Below are 15,412 nucleotides of genomic sequence, written 5' to 3' on the forward strand. Positions count from 1 at the left end.
GAACGGCGAGTTGGGGATCGTTTTAGGAGACTATTATAAGAATGGATAGCGCCTACAAACCCGAAGATTACGTCCGCATTGAGCAACTGCTTCACTATCCTGAAAAGCTGCAGGAGCGGCTTTCGGGCATAGAGGACACTTCGGAGATTTCCATACCCAAGGACCCGATTGAAAAGGTCATCTTCCAGAACCGGGCCAAGTCCTCGATCCGGAAAATCGCCCAGAACCGGGGTCACATCCTTATGGTGGGCCGGCCGGGCACGGGCAAATCCCTTTTGGCCAACATGTTCCAGGAAGTCCTGGACCGTTCCATGGGCGAGTACTTAAGGCCCAAATGCGCCATTGCCGCTTATCCGGGCAAGGACAAAAATCACGTACGCTTTGCCTACGAAAATCCGGAAAAGCTGGAGCAGCGCATTACGAGCGTCCACCACGCCATTGAAGACGCCGGCAACAGCATGGACGAGTTCTCCCTGGCCGAAGAAATCAAGTCCGTCAAAAAAATTCGCAACGGCCTGCTTTTGGCCACCCTGGCCACGGCCATAGGCGGAGTTTTTTATCCTGCGGCTTTTATCGCCACCGGCATCACGGGCATAGGCGCCATCTTCATGATCATGCAGGAGAACAACCACAAGGCCCAGGAAAAGATCCAGCGGGAAAACAGCGACTCCCGCCGCGTGGCGGTCAAGCATCTCCAGGATCAGGTGCCTGAAGTGTTGTACGATCCCAGGAAGGACAAGGATCTCATGGCCCGCATTTCCGAGCCCAACGCCCGGAACATGAAAGGCGGGTTCCGGCACGATCCGTATCAATCCAGCAATCTCCAGACGCCCGCGCACAAAAGGGCCTACCTGGGCGCCCACGCCAAAGCTCCCATCATTTATATTGACGAGCTGAAAACCATGGTCAAAGTGGGCTACATGTCCGACCTCCTGGAGATCATGCAGAATAAGGAATACGTCCTGGAAGGCGGACGCGACACGGGAAGCGGCGCCGCAGACCGCTCCGAGACCTCCCTCCATGCGGACAACATTATCATCGCCTGCTGCAACCACGACACCCTGCAATATCTGCAGGACGAAGGAGACGGCGCGTTTTTGAGCCGCGTGGAGGATAAGGGCGAAATTGTCCAGATGGAAAGCGCGGTGCCCGAAAGCCTGGAAACCACCCTGGAAGTGGCCCAATACATAAAACAGGAAGTGGAAAACCTGGGCAAAGCCTTTATGGGCGCGTGGAAAGACGTCATAGACAGCGAAGGCTACGACGGCGTGCGCAAAAGAAGCGGCGTGATTTTCGGCCGGGCCCTGCCAAGCGATTATACGCTGAAGGAAAGGGATTTCTCCCGCAACGCCATCATGGAGATCGTCAAGGAGCTCCGCTGCTGCGCCTCCGAAGGCAAGCTGACCGCTCTGCTAAGGCCTTTCAACGGCATCATCAAAACCGCCGAGCTGGAAGCCATCCTGGAAAACTCGCCCCTGGTGGAAGCCAGGCACGTGCGTTACGCCATGGACGAGCACCTGAGCCTGGAAGGCGCCATCGCCAAGGAAGTGATGGAGCATAAAAAGGCCCTGAAAAAATACATCAGCGCCATCACCGACTCCATCGGCTACGTGGTGGGCCTCGCCGTCATCTCCTCCCGCTCCAGCGGCAGGATGTTCGGCCATCCCCTGCCCATTCACTGCCAGGTTAACGCAGGCGGTGCGGATGTTGTGACTGCGCCGGGCAAACTGGGCGACATCGCCAAAGCCGCGGCCCAGAACGTGCGCGCATCCATCAAAAAGGTTTTAAAAACCATCGGCGCCCCTTACGTGGGCTACGAAATGCATGTGGAATACATACAGATCCACGGCGGCGTGGAGGGCGACAGCGCTTCCGTAGCCATGGACATTGCTCTTATATCTGATTTTATCAAACAACCGGTGACCCAGAAATACGGAGTCACCGGATCGCTCACCGGCGACATCATTCTCGCCGTGGGCGGGGTCACGGAAAAGGTCCGTTCCATCATGGACATCGATCTCGGGATGGAAGGCGCCTGCGTGCCCTGGCAGAATATGCAGGATATCGAACCCCTTTTGGTGAACGCCCATTGCCGGTACATCCAAAAGGACGACATTCCCGGCGTGCGCATTTACCGCACCGAAGGGGAGAACGATCCCTTTGACGTATATTTCTGCAAAACCAAATACAATGCCTACAAGATCCTCATGGGCCTGGATAAGGCCGAAGTTGAGGATCGTATAACCCAAAGAAGCCGCAAAGACCTCCTTTTCATCCAACGGATGAAAAATCCCTCTCTTGACGACTCGCAAAAAGCCAAAGCCGCATAACTTTGGGGTGCTGGTACGGCTTAGGGGGGCCCCGCAAGGGGCTCCCTCACATCCCCTTTTATCGAAGCACGCAAAGCAATCATCTGGAAAGTGTTGACTTTTTTCCTCATTTTTGCATGATATTATCATCTATGTAATTGTAACAAGGGTGGGGGCCCTTATGCAGCCCGCGTTTTAGGCCAACGGCTGATACGCGGCGCCAACCACTGTTCCTGGCAAAACAATCAGGCTCATGAAGGCGACGCTGAACAAGAACGCTTGCTCAAGCGATGCGCCCTTTGTCAGCGATCCTGCAAAGCCAAGCGTCCGTATTCCGGCCTTGATATACTGGACGGCTCTGGCTTTGACGATCGGCGCGCTGCTGTATTTGTCGTTTAACGTCCTGATGAACGGGACCTGGGATAATTACCGATACCTGAACCTGGGCCGCGCCGTTTATCAACAGGGAGAGCTCGTCCAGTTGGACGTTCCGGGACATCCGCCTGAGTCTTTCGTCCCGCCGGGATACCCGGTCATCATCGGAGCGATTATGAAAGCCGCCGGGCATTCCCGGCCGATCCTGTTCATAAAAGGCTTCAACGCTCTGTGCTACTGGGCGTCCCTCCTTATAGCAGCTTGGATTTTCAGGAGATTTTTTCAACTTGGACGCACACCGACATTTTTGTCGGTCCTCTATCTCAGCGTCAACGTGTCCACAATCGCCTTTGCTTCGGTTATATTCACCCACTCCCCGTACATTCTTTTTTCAACCCTCACGCTCCTGATGCTCTTTTATTATCAGGAATCCCCAAAAGTAGGCTGGATCGCTGCCGCCGGCCTGTGCACCGCCTCGGCCCTGTATGTGCGTTTTCCGGGTTTGCCCCTGGCGGCGGCCGCCTTTTTGTGGATGCTGTTGAATAAACGATTCAAGCACGCGTGCCTGTATGCGGGCCTGACAGCGGCGTTGCTGGGATTTTGGGCTGTCCCTCTGCTGGTTTCCGGAGACTTGGAGTATTTGAAGCAGTTGACCGCCAAGGGCTGCGATTTTCCGGCGCCGCAATTCGACTCTCTCTTAAGCCGGTACAGCCACCACCTTTACGGATATTGTTTTGATCATATTCCCCAAAGGGCGCTGCCCGGATTGTTTTCCCTGCCTCATTCGGAAGCGAACGGCGTCCCGGCGGCCTTGTCATCTTTGCTTTCAGCAGGCGCCGTCCAGGCCATGTTCAAATTCGGCGTTCCGGGCTTGTTCCTTTTTGAAGCCTTGGCCAGGATTCGAGCAAAGGATTGGAGCCTGGCGCTCCTGTTTCCCGTTGTCTATTTACTCATGATATCCTTAGCCGCTTCGTACTGGGGGCGTTACGTCAATTACATCCTGCCCTGGTTCGTCCTGATTTGCGTGCTGGGCTTTATGCGATTCGTCAAAGCCCTGGAGCTTTCGCCCAAAGCGGAAATGGCCGCGGCCCTTGCAGCGATTGTACTGGTCTTTGGGAGCGTTTCCCCCCAATACGTCCAAAGGGTGCAGGAAGCGTCTTTGCACAGAGGACAACTGGCGTCCCTGGCGAAAGAATCGAAACCCTGCCTCGAATACGGATGGACGGACGCAATTCCCTTCAGCGCCCTGCCTGCACATACATATCTTGTCTCCCACACGCAGCACGGCGCCCGATCCTGTCCGGTGATCGGCGCTTTTGTATGGAGCCGCGAAAACCTGCCTGAAAACGCCCTGCTTATGGGATGCCAGACCGCTTTGGGATGCTTTCACGCGGAGCGGCCCGTGGTCCTTCTGCCCTATTGGTGGTGCAAGCTGCCCTATGACGACCCCAGAGCCGTGCTGCCTGAATCCAATGAATGGACTGCAAGGGAGATCCTAAGGCAGGGCGCCGATTTTCTGGTCATGAATCTGAACGACCCGGATGAGCCGTGCAATCAGTACATGGTGCAGGTGGTAAACGCCTTTCCCCAGAGCTTTGTTCCCGTATACATTTTCGGAACTCCTCCGGCGGCGGCCGTGGTGCTGCGCGTGCGAAAGGCGTTGCTGCAAGAAGCCCTTCTACAAAGGGGCGTCGAGAACCTTCCCTGAGCATGACTTTCATTCATCGCCGATGCTTACCGGGCGCCCGGCCGTTATTTGTTTTTCATGCTTTCCTTCCCGGGTATGAAGTGGTATGAGGCCTTGTCTTTCAGGCGTTTAGCCGCGCCCTCTTTCTTAAGATTTTATGCGCTGTGCGCTAAACTTGCGTAAGGTTTTATCCAGGAATGAATTTAAAAGTTTTAAAAGCCAATCTTATCTTGCTGACTGCGGCCCTGGTCTGGGGCTCCACCTTTGTGTTTCAACGTTCGGCCATGCAGGACATGGACCCGGTTTCCTTTTCAGGACTGCGGTTCGCCTTGGGCGCCCTGTGCCTGGCGCCCATCGCATACGCCAGGTCGAAACGCCCTTCCCTGCCCTTGCCCGGGGTTCCCAAATGGCTGCCCCTGGCCGGCATGATAATCGCCGGAACGGTCATGTGCTTTGGAATCAACTTTCAGCAAGTCGGCCTTGTGGAAACCACGGCGGGCAAGGCGGGCTTCATCACCGGCCTTTATGTGATTATGGTTCCCATTTTGGGGTTGGCTTTCAAGCAAAAGCCGGACCTGGGCTTGTGGCTGGCCCTTCCCCTGGCCGTGACGGGCATGTATCTTCTGAGCGTTACGGATGCGTTCTATCTGGCGCCCGGCGACGGCCTGGTGTTGATATGCGCGTTCATGTGGGCGGTTCACGTTCTGGTTGTGGGCTATTTTTCGCCCCGGATGGATTCCTTTGTGCTGGGGTTCGGCCAGGCTTTTGTCTGCGCCATTCTCAGCCTGATATACGCCCTATGCCGCGAGACGATCACCTGGGAGGGCGTGTGGGCTTCGCGCTATGCGTTATTATATGGAGGAATCGGATCCGTAGCCATCGGCTTTACGCTGCAGATCATCGGCCAGAAGGATTCGCCCGCCGCTCATGCTGCTATAATATTGCAGTTGGAGGCTGTAACTGCGGCTGTATCAGGCTGGCTGTTTTTAGGGGAGAGTATGACCACGCGTTCCTTTATCGGCGCGGGCTTAATGCTGGCTGGAATGCTGGTGGCTCAATTATGGGTGTTTGTTCCGAAGAGAAAACCCCAAGGCAATAACGGAACTCCCTGAATTTTTTGTTTACATACCAATCTTTGTTGAGTTAACATGCGTCAAAATCGTAACGAAAACCTAACAAGGTTCGACCCCCAATCCCAAACACCATCGAAGGAGGAATTACCATGTTGAAGAAACTGATGCTGATTGCCCTGGCAGTCTCCTTGTTTGCCTGCCCCGCGCTTGCAAGCGAAAAAACCATTGTATTCGCCACCGACTCCACCTGGCCGCCCATGGAATTTGTAGACGCCAACAAGGACATCGTAGGATACGCCATTGACTACATGAACGCAGCCGCCAAAGAAGCCGGTTTCAAAGCCGAATTCAAGGCTGTGGCCTGGGACGGCATTTTCGCCGGTCTGGACGCCGGCAAATACGACGCTATCTGCTCCTCGGTTTCCATTACGGAAGACCGGAAAGCAAGCATGGATTTCAGCACCCCTTACTTCCGGGTCAAGCAAGCTGTGATCGTGCCTAAAGACTCCACCGTCACCAGCCTGAAAGACCTGGTGGGCCAGAAAGTCGGCTCGCAGATCAGCACCACCGGCACCTTCGCCGTTAAGGCCGAAGAAGGCGTCATCTCCAAGACTTACGACGAAGTGGGTCTGGCTGTGGAAGACCTTTTTAACGGCCGCATCGCCGCCGTGGTCTGCGACGACCCCGTCGCCGCCAACTACGCCCTGCAGAATGATCGCTACAAGGGCGCCCTGAAAATCGCCGTGGTCATCGAAGCCGGCGACGTGGAATACTACGGCATCGCCGTGAAAAAGGGCAACAAGGAAGTCCTGGACCTGGTGAACAAAGGCATCGCCGCCGTCAAGGAAAAGGGCATCGAAAAAGAACTCAAGGCCAAATGGATTGGCCAATAAGGTCTGATTCCAACGCAGGGGCCAAAAGCCCCTGCGTTTTTTTTTTGCTTTTTTTCAATAACAGGAGAAATCACGGAAAGCGTCAGGGCAGGTTATGGCTGATCAAAAAAAGCAGGTTAAAATCGACGTAGGGGATGGGGCGGCGATCCCATCAAAGAGCGACAAGGGATTATTTTCCGCGTGGCTGATTTCATTTTTTCTGGCGATCGCCGTGCTGTTGGGGCTGCTTTTTTATCCCGACCCCGCTATGGCCGAAAAGTACCGGAATATTCTCGTCTTCCTGAAGGACGGCATCTACGTCACCTTCCAGGTGACCTTCTCATCCATTTTGCTCGCCATTATCATTGGCTTTTTTACGGGACTGGGCCGCTTGTCCAAAATCTGGATCGTGAACATCCTGGCCAGCACCTACGTGGAAATCGTCCGCGGCATTCCTTTGCTGGTGCAGCTTTTTTACCTTTATTACGCTCTGGGTAAATTCATTCAGGTGCCGGATAAACTGGCGGCTATCATCGCCATGAGCATTTGCTACGGCGCTTATATGGGGGAGGTTTTCCGCGCCGGCATCGACTCCATCGATAAAGGCCAGACAGAAGCCGCCCGCTCCTTGGGATTTAACGGCGCCCAAACCATGATGTACGTTATCCTGCCCCAGGCCTGGCGCACCATTCTGCCGCCTGTGGGCAACGAATTCATCGCCTTGTTAAAGGATACGTCCCTGGTCTCCATCCTGGGCGTGGCCGACCTTTTAAGGCGGGGCAGGGAGTACGCCTCCACGTCCTTCGACTATTTTGAAACCTACACCATGGTCGCCGTGGTTTATTTAATCATCACCCTGATTTTATCCAAGCTGGTTAGCATCATGGAGGAAAGGCTGGGCCAACATGATCAACGATAAACCCATCATACGAATAGCCAATGCATGCAAGTATTTCGGGACGCTCAAGGCTCTGGACAACGTCTCCCTGGAGATCAGTCAAGGAGAAAAGGTCGTGATCATCGGTCCGTCCGGGTCAGGAAAAAGCACCCTGCTCCGGGCCGTCAACCAGTTGGAAACCATCGACTCCGGCGAACTTGTGGTGGATGGGGATAACATCTGCGACCCGGACGTGAACATCAACGCGGTCCGCATGGAACTGGGCATGGTCTTTCAGAGCTTCAACCTGTTTCCCCACAAAAGCGTGCTGGACAACCTGACCCTGGCGCCCCGGAAGCTCCGCAAAACCCCCAAGGAGGAGGCCGAGGCCTACGCCATGAAATTGCTGGCCAAGGTGGGCATCGAAGACAAAGCCGGGCAATATCCGGCCCAGCTTTCCGGCGGACAGCAGCAGCGCGTGGCCATTGCAAGGGCCCTTGCCATGAATCCCAAAATCATGCTTTTTGACGAGCCCACCAGCGCCCTGGACCCGGAAATGATCGGCGAAGTCCTGGACGTCATGGTGAAGCTGGCCAAGGAAGGCATGACCATGGTGGTGGTGACCCATGAAATGGGTTTCGCCAAGGAAGTGGCGGACCGGGTGGTTTTTATGGACCACGGCCAGATTTTGGAAGTGGGAACGCCCCAGCATTTCTTTGAAAACCCGGAACACCCCAGGCTTCAGAAGTTCATGGATCAAATTCTCTAAAAACAGGATTTTGTCCTGTTTTACACCACTCGTTTAAAAACCAAAAAGGCCGGCCTGATTCGCAATATCAGGCCGGCCTTTAATTTTTTCCGGGCATAAAAATGCGGAAAGGGCGGCCCAAGAGGGGGGAAGGCCGCCCTTTCACATCAACCCTTAACCTATTAACCCAAACCACTAAAAAGAAGGAGTAGTCTGCCAGTTGGCCTGGCGTTGTCCTATTAGAAAGCAAGGTGCATGCCAAAGCGATCGAATCGCGCAAAATAACTATTAACCATTTAAAAATATTATAAAATTAATAAAAGGCCTCAAAGGCGAACGGGATTAGCCCCCTGCCGCCTAACGGATCGGCGTCAAAACTTTGACCCAAACGTCAAAATCCTTAATACTGGACGCGGGACTGAAATCCCATCCCGCGCCTCTTGGATCACCGCCGGCTTTTTTCCCGGTCCCGCCTCTTTTTCCCCGCCTTCCAACCCGAGATAAAAATCGTCAAAACAGACGCGGACATGAACCATTCCGGTGATATTTCAGGAGTATTTGCAAGGAAATTGCATAGACTAAGGGGGACAAGCGTTTATGCGAACAAACATTATGCAAATCCTGCATGTATGAAAATGAAAAAATCACGGAGACGCAAAGGGCGTTCAGGACATAGTGCAATCCTCTTGAAAAAAAAAACGAAGCGCAATTATATTGGAATTGTAAACCCCTGAACATTATGTAAAACAGTTGGCGGGGCATTTTGAAGGAGGCGGGCATGGAAGTTAACAAGAACGGCGCAAAGGAATCACCGGAGCATCTTGATCCGCCGGCCCTGGACCTGAAAAAAATCACTCTGGCCTACTCCCGTTTTGTGCCGCCCCAATTGGTGGAGATTCTGGAAAAGCAGAGCATCCTGGATCTGGAGCCCGGCACGCAAGTGGAGCGGGAAATCACCATTCTTTTCTCCGATGTGCGGGGCTTCACCACCATTTCCGAAGAATTAACGCCGCAAAGGACCTTCGAGCTGATCAACGCCTATTTTCGGCGCATGGAGCCGATCATATTCCGGAATAACGGATTCATTGACAAGTATATCGGCGACGCCATCATGGCCATCTTTCCCAAAAGCGCCAGCGACGCCTTGCACGCCTCCATTGACATGCTGACGGAGTTGAGAGGCTTTAACAAGGATATTGAGGAAAAGGGGTTTAAGCCTCTTCAAATAGGAATCGGTTTGAACACGGGGATCTCCATGATCGGCACGGTGGGCGGCAGGCAAAAAATGGAAGGAACCGTTATCAGCGACGCGGTGAATCTGGCTTCCAGATTGGAAAGCCTGACCAAAGCATACGGCGTTCCCCTCCTTATCAGCGAACACACCTTATACAGCCTGGACGACGCCCAGGACCACTGCATCCGGTTTATCGACCGGGTGCGGGTCAAGGGCAAGTCGCGGCCCCAATGCATTTTCGAGATTTACGACGCCGACATCGAGAAAGTGCGGACGGGAAAAACGGAAACGCTCAAAGTATTTGAGGAGGCCGTGGCCTACTACCACTATCGCGACATTGACAGGGCCGAAGCCTTGTTTCAAAGCTGCCTGCATTTAAACCCAAACGACTTTGCCGCCAAGCTATACTTAAGCCGCTGTGACAACTACAGAAACACCGGGGTGCATGAAAGCACGGGGGAGCTTGATAAAGTAACGTTTTGGAAAGATGAGTACAATATCGGCATTCCCCATATTGACGCCCAGCACATGGAGCTGCTTGAGCAGATAAACCGTTTATCGGAGACCATCGGCAGCGGAGCAGGAGAGGAGGAAATAGCCAACGCCCTGAACTTTGTGGATAAATACGTCAACGTTCACTTTAAGACGGAAGAGCGGCTCATGGAGGAAAAAGGCTACCCGTTCCTCAAGGAGCACCAAAATCAGCATCGCATTTTTTATCAATGCTTTTTAAATCTCAAATCCGAAATGGACGACTCCAGCCAGGACAAGGTGTTTTTGTTGTTCAGGACCCAGATTTTCCTGGTGGACTGGCTGATCAACCACACCACAAAAACCGACAAGCATCTTGGAAAATTTCTCAGGGAGCAAGAGGCTTCCCATGGATAATTCTTTAAAACAACAATTCCAAATGCCTGGACATTTCAATGCGCGTTTTGCTCTGCTCCCTCAAGCGTTTAAAGCGTTTCGGCGTGATTTCCCGGGCCTGACTTTCCAGCATATAAAAAAAAGCCCGGGTCCTATCCTCGGCGAATTCCTTGTCGCACACGAAAAGAAGGTTTTCCGACTCGATGTGGCTGCTGCGCATGGACAGGTTGAATGAGCCCACGGCGGCCAGACGCTGATCGAAAATAAACTCCTTGCTGTGCAAATAGGGCTGGGGCGCTTTTTCATCGTCGTGGCCCAAGGCCTCGTAAATGCGCACGCCCGCCTCTATCAACTCGTCCAGGTAATTCAGGGTGACGTAATAGGCGGTGGAAAAGCCCACCTCCTTGCAGGTGCGGTCCGAATTGGTCAAAATCCTGACGTCCACGCCCCGGCCCGCGGCCTCCAGAATGGCGTCCCGAAGCATGGAGCCGGGCAGCACCAGATATTGAGACACCGCATAAAAGGACGATTGGCAGGCCTGCAGGGCGTTGCACATGGCCAGGAGCACGTTATTCAAGCCCGTCCAGGGGGTGCTTTGCACGAACTGGGCTACGGCCCCGGCCTCCTGGGGCTTGCTATTGTAAATCTCCGTGGGGCGGATATGGGTTTCCGGGTCGGCGATTTCGTCAAAATTTTTCAAAAAACCGGCCTGAATCTGCTCCACCACCGGCCCTTCCACATACAAATCCAAATCCTGCCAATGCTCGAAATAAGCGCTTTCCAGGTTTCGGCCGCCGACAATGGCTTTCTCGCCGTCCACGACCATAATCTTCTCGTGAATGGCGTAATCCAGTAAAGGCAGGGCGGGCAAGCCCCCGGGACCGGAATAGATGGACAGACGATCCTCTTGGGGGGCGTCCGGCTTGGTCTTTTTTTCATCCATCATGCGGGAGAGCCAATGGTCCACCACATGCGCCTTGGACGCCGGATTGGCCGGAACTCCCACGGAGCGCCCGGAAAAAAGCGCCAGGTTAAGCCCGCCGGACTTTTTCCTGGGCAAAAGCCGGTCCCAAAAGGATTCGGATTCTTTTTTCTCCTCCGGCTCCGCCACGCCCGTGCGGGTCCACTCATAAAACCATTGGTTGGCTTTCAGGCGGATGAGCGACAACGGAGACAAGGGAAACTGACTGTCCACGTTCAGGATGACATTCACCTCCAGGCCCTGGTCCACCTTTTTCAACAAGGCGTCCATTAATACGCCCCCCACGCCCCCACCTTCAAGGGTGTAGGTTTGAATGTTTATCTGTCGCTCGGCTTCTTCAATGATTTTCAGGCGTTTTTCCAAGGCCGCCTGGCCGGCATCCAAAACTTCCACCCGATTGTTTTCCGTATAGGGTTTATCCCCATATACCTCTTGGATTTCCACAAACTCAGGCGTTCCGATTTGGGGGGAGGCTCCCGGGTTCCAGTCAAGCTGGAACCGGGACATGCCGACGCCGGTCCCGTCCTTGGAATCCGAGGCCATGATCGGCATGCGATACATCCCGGAGTCCATGAACCGGGGGGCCTCCAGGCAGCCTGTGTAAATTCCCTCAGCCGAGGGCGTCAAAAGGTTGTTCGGGTCCGGCCTCAAGGGAAACACGTCGTTCAGCATGGTATGGCGCAGGTCCAGCCCCACCTCGGTGATAAAGCAGTTTTCGTTTTGCGAAAATACGGTGCACCGCACCTCGACGGCTTCCTGGCCGGAGTTGGTAATCTGCTCAGGAGTTATGGAGATATCTTTAATAGTGATCATGGCAATCCGAATTGCGGGTTCAAGGCAAACCACAGGGGAATCGGGAGAATATCGATTTTTTCCTTATTAGCAATTTTTTCCGGGAATGGCAAAGGCCATGCGGCAAAGATGCATTTATTCGCCGCCCTGGCCCAGACAAGCGGAGCACCGGGCGTCGGCGCAAAAGGCGCATACCGCGCAATCCGGGCAGGAGTGCTTGCGGTTGTTGGGGTTGTATTCCGGGTAAAAAACCAAGCCGGCCTGGGTGCGCAAAAAGCGCATGCCGTCCCGCCGCACGTATTCCTTTTCCTTACAGGAGCATCCCTTATTACTTGCTGATTGACCGGCCATAACGCCCTCCCTTGCTGGGTTGCGGGTTATCTTTAAGATAAGCCCCAGGCCGGATTGTTCAAGGAGAAAAATTTAATCCATAGCCGCCTGATGCAGCGGGAGCTTCTATTCCTTGGGTTGCTTGGGCGTAACGGGAGAATAGCTTTTACCGGGAATAAGCAAATAGAAGTAACAATCTGCTAGTACGAATGATTTTCACCAAATTTATTACAACAAAAAAGCCGCGCCAATGCCTTCGAAAGGGGAGAAATCGGCGCGGCTTTCTATTAATCTGCTACTGTTCTTCTTTTTCCTGTTCTATGAGGCTGTCCTCGCTGGTCGCCAGGGTGCCGCAGCGCCAGTCCGAGAGTTTGAAAGCCCAGGGAGCCAGTTTCTTATTCAGGTCTTCCACTTCCTTGGCCTTGGCGTCGTCCTCGTCCTTGCCGTCGGCGGTGACGGGCGCCATGTGGCTGATTTCAATGCGCACTTCGCAGCCTTCTCCCACGGGCGCCTTGTAAACGCGATACTTTGTTCCGTCAAACAGCCAAAAATCCAGGAACGGGCCTTGATGCGCTTCGTTGTCGCCTACGGGCCGCACGTCCTCCAGAGTCAGGGAGGATAAGGCGTCGGCCAGCTTGTCGGCATCGGCTTTTTTCACAGGCGCCTGGCTGGACAGGGAAAAGTCCTGGCCGGGATTTTTCCGGGACAACTCATAAATCACCTTTTGCCTGCCCTCGTTGACTTCCATGCACGTCACCGAAGCCACCTGATCGGAAGGAACCTTGAGGATGGCCTTTTTCAGCCAGTCGGAGGGCTTCTGGTCCACGGCCTCAAAGTATCGGTCCACCAGATACACGTCTTTCATGTCTCCCATGCGCACGAACTGGCCTGCGGGCATGGGGTATCCTTCGGGCGTCTCCTTGGTCCGGTCTTTGCCGACCAGGATCTTGGCGACCTCGTTGTCGTTTTTGTCCGTCAGGGTGAACAACGCGCCCTTTTCCTCTGCGGGAGAGCCCAAGGTGCTGGGCAGCTTAAGGGACAGCCTGGCCAGGACGTCGGCGTCGTACCGAAAGGCGCGGCCCACGGTCAGAGCAGTCAGTTTTCTGCCGAACCGGGCCACCTTGTCGAAGTCAGCCGGATAGTTGCCCCGTTCCGCCAGGCCCCAGCCGTCCTCGTTTTTCACCAAAGTAAAGGTCTGCTCCGGGGTTTCCACTTTAATGGAAGTCACGGCGTTGATATCCAAATCCTGGAACAGGGGTTGGCCCATGGCCGTCTCTTCCCCTCCGGGCGCATTGAAATACATGGTGACAGCGGTTATGACGGCCAATCCCGCCAGGGTTGCAATGAGCTTGATAATGGTCTTCTTATTCATGCTTTTTTCATCCTTTTATGCCTGTATATGGCAAAACCGATTCCCAATAATGCAACCAGAATGGGCATGAGCAGCACGTTGATGAACTTGAGGAGCCAACCCAGGGAAACGATGTCCGAGCGCAGGTTCTTGCGGACCTCCTTCAACTCCTGCTCCACTTCCCGCTTTTCTTCCTTGAACTTGTCGATTTCGTCGCGCTGTTCAGGGCTCATGATGAAACGCTGATCCGCATCCTTTTGATTTTCCAGGTCAGTCAGCTTTTTCTGGGTGGCGTCGACGCGGTCCATGAGCTCTTTTTCCTTGGCCAGCCACTTGCTTTGAGCCTGGCTCTTCAGGTCCAGCACCTTGGTGAAGGGCCTTTCCGTCTTGCCCCTGGACCGGATGCTGATCAGGGCGTTGCTGCCGGTCAGCATTTCCGCAGCGTTTATGAACATGTTCATGTTGTCATTGCGGGGCATGGACATGGCGAAGCCGAAAGGCGTACGCATGGCCACCATGCAGATGTCGTCGTACAAAAAGTCAACGTCTGCAATGATCAAAACCGTGGACTCCTTGTTCAAAGGATTGTTTTTCGCAGCAATGTCCTGCTCCCCGATCAGTTTTTTAGCCGCTTCAGGCGGACCGTCCGGGAAGGCCGTGGGAAAAACGCCGTGAATTCTTGCGGCCAGGGCCAGGGACTTGTCTCCGGATTCAAAATCCTGCTTGATGGTCCGGGCGCCCAGGGTGGCGTCAAAGGAATTGATCAGGCCGGAGTCCGGCGAGGTGGAAACCAGGGGCGTAAACTCCATGTTGAACCCGTCCAGGGTGCGGACCACGCCGGCCATGGGAAAGAGCATTTCCTCCAGATTGGAGGTGGCCGGATCTTTCCGGTCAAGATATTCCTCACGCACCGTGATCCAGGAGGGGTCCGCCTCCACCACGTTAAAGCGGTTGCGCACCTGGGTGGCCTGGCCGATATCTACAGCCACCTTCTGGGGATCCATGGCTATTCCCCAGGCCTTGAACAAAGGATCCAGGCTGGAAAAATTGATCCCCCTGCCCCGGGAGGCCGTCTGGTCCACGGTGCAAATGGGATCGACCATGATGATGGCGTTATGACCCGAGGAGATGTACTGGTCGATGGCGTATTGGGTTTCGGGCCTGAGCATTTTGGGATGCTGAACGATCAAAAGATCGATGTCATCGTCAATGTTGGAGGCCAGAGGCGTTACTTCCACCACGTTGTAATTTTTCTTAAGCTCCTGGACAAAATACCAGGCCTTGTCCTGAGCCCCCGGCATCTGGGGCATGCCCGGAACCTGGGTCTGGCCCATGACCGGCAGGGTGGAAAGGATGCCGATGGTTTTCTTTTTTTCGTTGGTAAGCTGTGCAATGGTCCGGGTCAGGTCGTATTCCAAAACCTGATCGCGGGAGTAATCCAGAAAAGGAATGATTTCCTCCCTGTCGCGGCAATAGGCGACAAGGCCGAAATACACCTTCTCGCCGGTCTGAAGCTGCTTGGCTTCCATGCCGTAAATGTCGGCCCATTCCTCTTCCACCGAATCCGGCAGGGGGTCGCACATCTCAAACGCGACCATGCCCTTGGATTTCAGTTCGTATTCCTGCAGCAGTTCCTGAACCCGTTTGGCGTAAGCCTTCAAGTAGACGGGCAGCTTGGTCTGGCTGGACGAATAAAAAAGCTGCACGGTCACGCGATGCTTTAGGGCTGAAATCACCTCAATGGTTCCGTCCGACAAGGAGTAGGCGTTTTCCTCGGTGGCGTCCCAACGCCAGCTTGCCGAGGCGAACAGGACGTTCACCAGGATGACGATGACGGCCAGGATGATAAGGCCGGCGCCCGAAAACAGATTTTTGCCTAAATTCCGTTCTTTTGCCTGAGTCATGAGTTCTCCCC

11 protein-coding genes are annotated in these 15,412 nt (G+C 54.3%); 7 read left to right on the forward strand and 4 right to left on the reverse strand.

Annotation, left to right across the window (positions count from 1 at the left end; all coding sequences use genetic code 11):
- Positions 1–41: 41 nt before the first annotated feature.
- From G491_RS0124015 to G491_RS0124045, 7 genes are all read left to right on the forward strand, one after another.
- Positions 42–2,330, forward strand: coding sequence for a S16 family serine protease (locus G491_RS0124015; RefSeq protein WP_028316355.1), 2,289 nt, complete (start codon positions 42–44; stop codon positions 2,328–2,330).
- 232 nt (positions 2,331–2,562) lie between these two features.
- Positions 2,563–4,392, forward strand: a complete 1,830-nt coding sequence (locus G491_RS0124020) for an ArnT family glycosyltransferase (protein WP_028316356.1) — start codon at positions 2,563–2,565, stop codon at positions 4,390–4,392.
- A 176-nt stretch (positions 4,393–4,568) separates the two neighbouring features.
- Positions 4,569–5,483, forward strand: a complete 915-nt coding sequence (locus tag G491_RS0124025) for a DMT family transporter (protein ID WP_028316357.1) — start codon at positions 4,569–4,571, stop codon at positions 5,481–5,483.
- A 110-nt stretch (positions 5,484–5,593) separates the two neighbouring features.
- On the forward strand, positions 5,594–6,337 hold the full coding sequence (locus G491_RS0124030) for a basic amino acid ABC transporter substrate-binding protein (protein WP_012610394.1): 744 nt from the start codon (positions 5,594–5,596) through the stop codon (positions 6,335–6,337).
- Positions 6,338–6,431: 94 nt separating this feature from the next.
- Positions 6,432–7,235 carry an amino acid ABC transporter permease gene (locus G491_RS0124035; RefSeq protein WP_012610395.1) on the forward strand — a complete coding sequence of 268 codons (804 nt, stop codon included), beginning with the start codon at positions 6,432–6,434 and terminating at the stop codon, positions 7,233–7,235.
- Positions 7,222–7,962 (forward strand): amino acid ABC transporter ATP-binding protein, encoded by a 741-nt coding sequence (locus G491_RS0124040; RefSeq protein ID WP_028316358.1) that lies wholly within the window; start codon positions 7,222–7,224, stop codon positions 7,960–7,962. The genes G491_RS0124035 and G491_RS0124040 overlap by 14 nt, the downstream gene beginning before the upstream one ends.
- Positions 7,963–8,719: 757 nt before the next feature.
- Entirely contained in the window at positions 8,720–10,063 is a 1,344-nt protein-coding gene (locus tag G491_RS0124045; protein ID WP_028316359.1) for a bacteriohemerythrin, read from the forward strand.
- Positions 10,064–10,067: 4 nt separating this feature from the next.
- Here the strand turns inward: G491_RS0124045 and G491_RS0124050 are convergent, their stop codons facing one another.
- The 4 genes from G491_RS0124050 to G491_RS0124065 all read right to left on the reverse strand — a co-directional run bounded on the left by G491_RS0124050 (position 10,068) and on the right by G491_RS0124065 (position 15,401).
- The gene (locus G491_RS0124050; protein WP_157468537.1) at positions 10,068–11,837 is read right to left on the reverse strand and encodes a phospholipase D-like domain-containing protein; all 1,770 of its coding nucleotides are present in this window, start codon (positions 11,835–11,837) and stop codon (positions 10,068–10,070) included.
- A 114-nt stretch (positions 11,838–11,951) separates the two neighbouring features.
- Positions 11,952–12,167, reverse strand: coding sequence for a hypothetical protein (locus G491_RS32305; RefSeq protein WP_035220017.1), 216 nt, complete (start codon positions 12,165–12,167; stop codon positions 11,952–11,954).
- A gap of 274 nt (positions 12,168–12,441) precedes the next feature.
- Positions 12,442–13,518, reverse strand: a complete 1,077-nt coding sequence (locus G491_RS0124060) for a DUF4340 domain-containing protein (protein WP_028316361.1) — start codon at positions 13,516–13,518, stop codon at positions 12,442–12,444.
- Positions 13,515–15,401 (reverse strand): Gldg family protein, encoded by a 1,887-nt coding sequence (locus G491_RS0124065; RefSeq protein WP_028316362.1) that lies wholly within the window; start codon positions 15,399–15,401, stop codon positions 13,515–13,517. Before G491_RS0124065 ends, G491_RS0124060 begins: the two co-directional genes overlap by 4 nt.
- Positions 15,402–15,412: the final 11 nt, after the last annotated feature.

This window comes from Desulfatibacillum aliphaticivorans DSM 15576 (assembly GCF_000429905.1).
Classification (GTDB): Bacteria; Desulfobacterota; Desulfobacteria; order Desulfobacterales; family Desulfatibacillaceae; genus Desulfatibacillum; species Desulfatibacillum aliphaticivorans.

What these genes read in the sequence shown, in the direction of transcription:
- G491_RS0124015 (WP_028316355.1), top strand. Translation starts at nt 42, where the DNA reads ATGGATAGCGCCTACAAACCCGAAGATTACGTCCGCATTGAGCAACTG.
- G491_RS0124020 (WP_028316356.1), top strand. Translation starts at nt 2,563, where the DNA reads ATGAAGGCGACGCTGAACAAGAACGCTTGCTCAAGCGATGCGCCCTTT.
- G491_RS0124025 (WP_028316357.1), top strand. Translation starts at nt 4,569, where the DNA reads ATGAATTTAAAAGTTTTAAAAGCCAATCTTATCTTGCTGACTGCGGCC.
- G491_RS0124030 (WP_012610394.1), top strand. Translation starts at nt 5,594, where the DNA reads ATGTTGAAGAAACTGATGCTGATTGCCCTGGCAGTCTCCTTGTTTGCC.
- G491_RS0124035 (WP_012610395.1), top strand. Translation starts at nt 6,432, where the DNA reads ATGGCTGATCAAAAAAAGCAGGTTAAAATCGACGTAGGGGATGGGGCG.
- G491_RS0124040 (WP_028316358.1), top strand. Translation starts at nt 7,222, where the DNA reads ATGATCAACGATAAACCCATCATACGAATAGCCAATGCATGCAAGTAT.
- G491_RS0124045 (WP_028316359.1), top strand. Translation starts at nt 8,720, where the DNA reads ATGGAAGTTAACAAGAACGGCGCAAAGGAATCACCGGAGCATCTTGAT.
- G491_RS0124050 (WP_157468537.1), bottom strand. Translation starts at nt 11,837, where the DNA reads ATGATCACTATTAAAGATATCTCCATAACTCCTGAGCAGATTACCAAC.
- G491_RS32305 (WP_035220017.1), bottom strand. Translation starts at nt 12,167, where the DNA reads ATGGCCGGTCAATCAGCAAGTAATAAGGGATGCTCCTGTAAGGAAAAG.
- G491_RS0124060 (WP_028316361.1), bottom strand. Translation starts at nt 13,518, where the DNA reads ATGAATAAGAAGACCATTATCAAGCTCATTGCAACCCTGGCGGGATTG.
- G491_RS0124065 (WP_028316362.1), bottom strand. Translation starts at nt 15,401, where the DNA reads ATGACTCAGGCAAAAGAACGGAATTTAGGCAAAAATCTGTTTTCGGGC.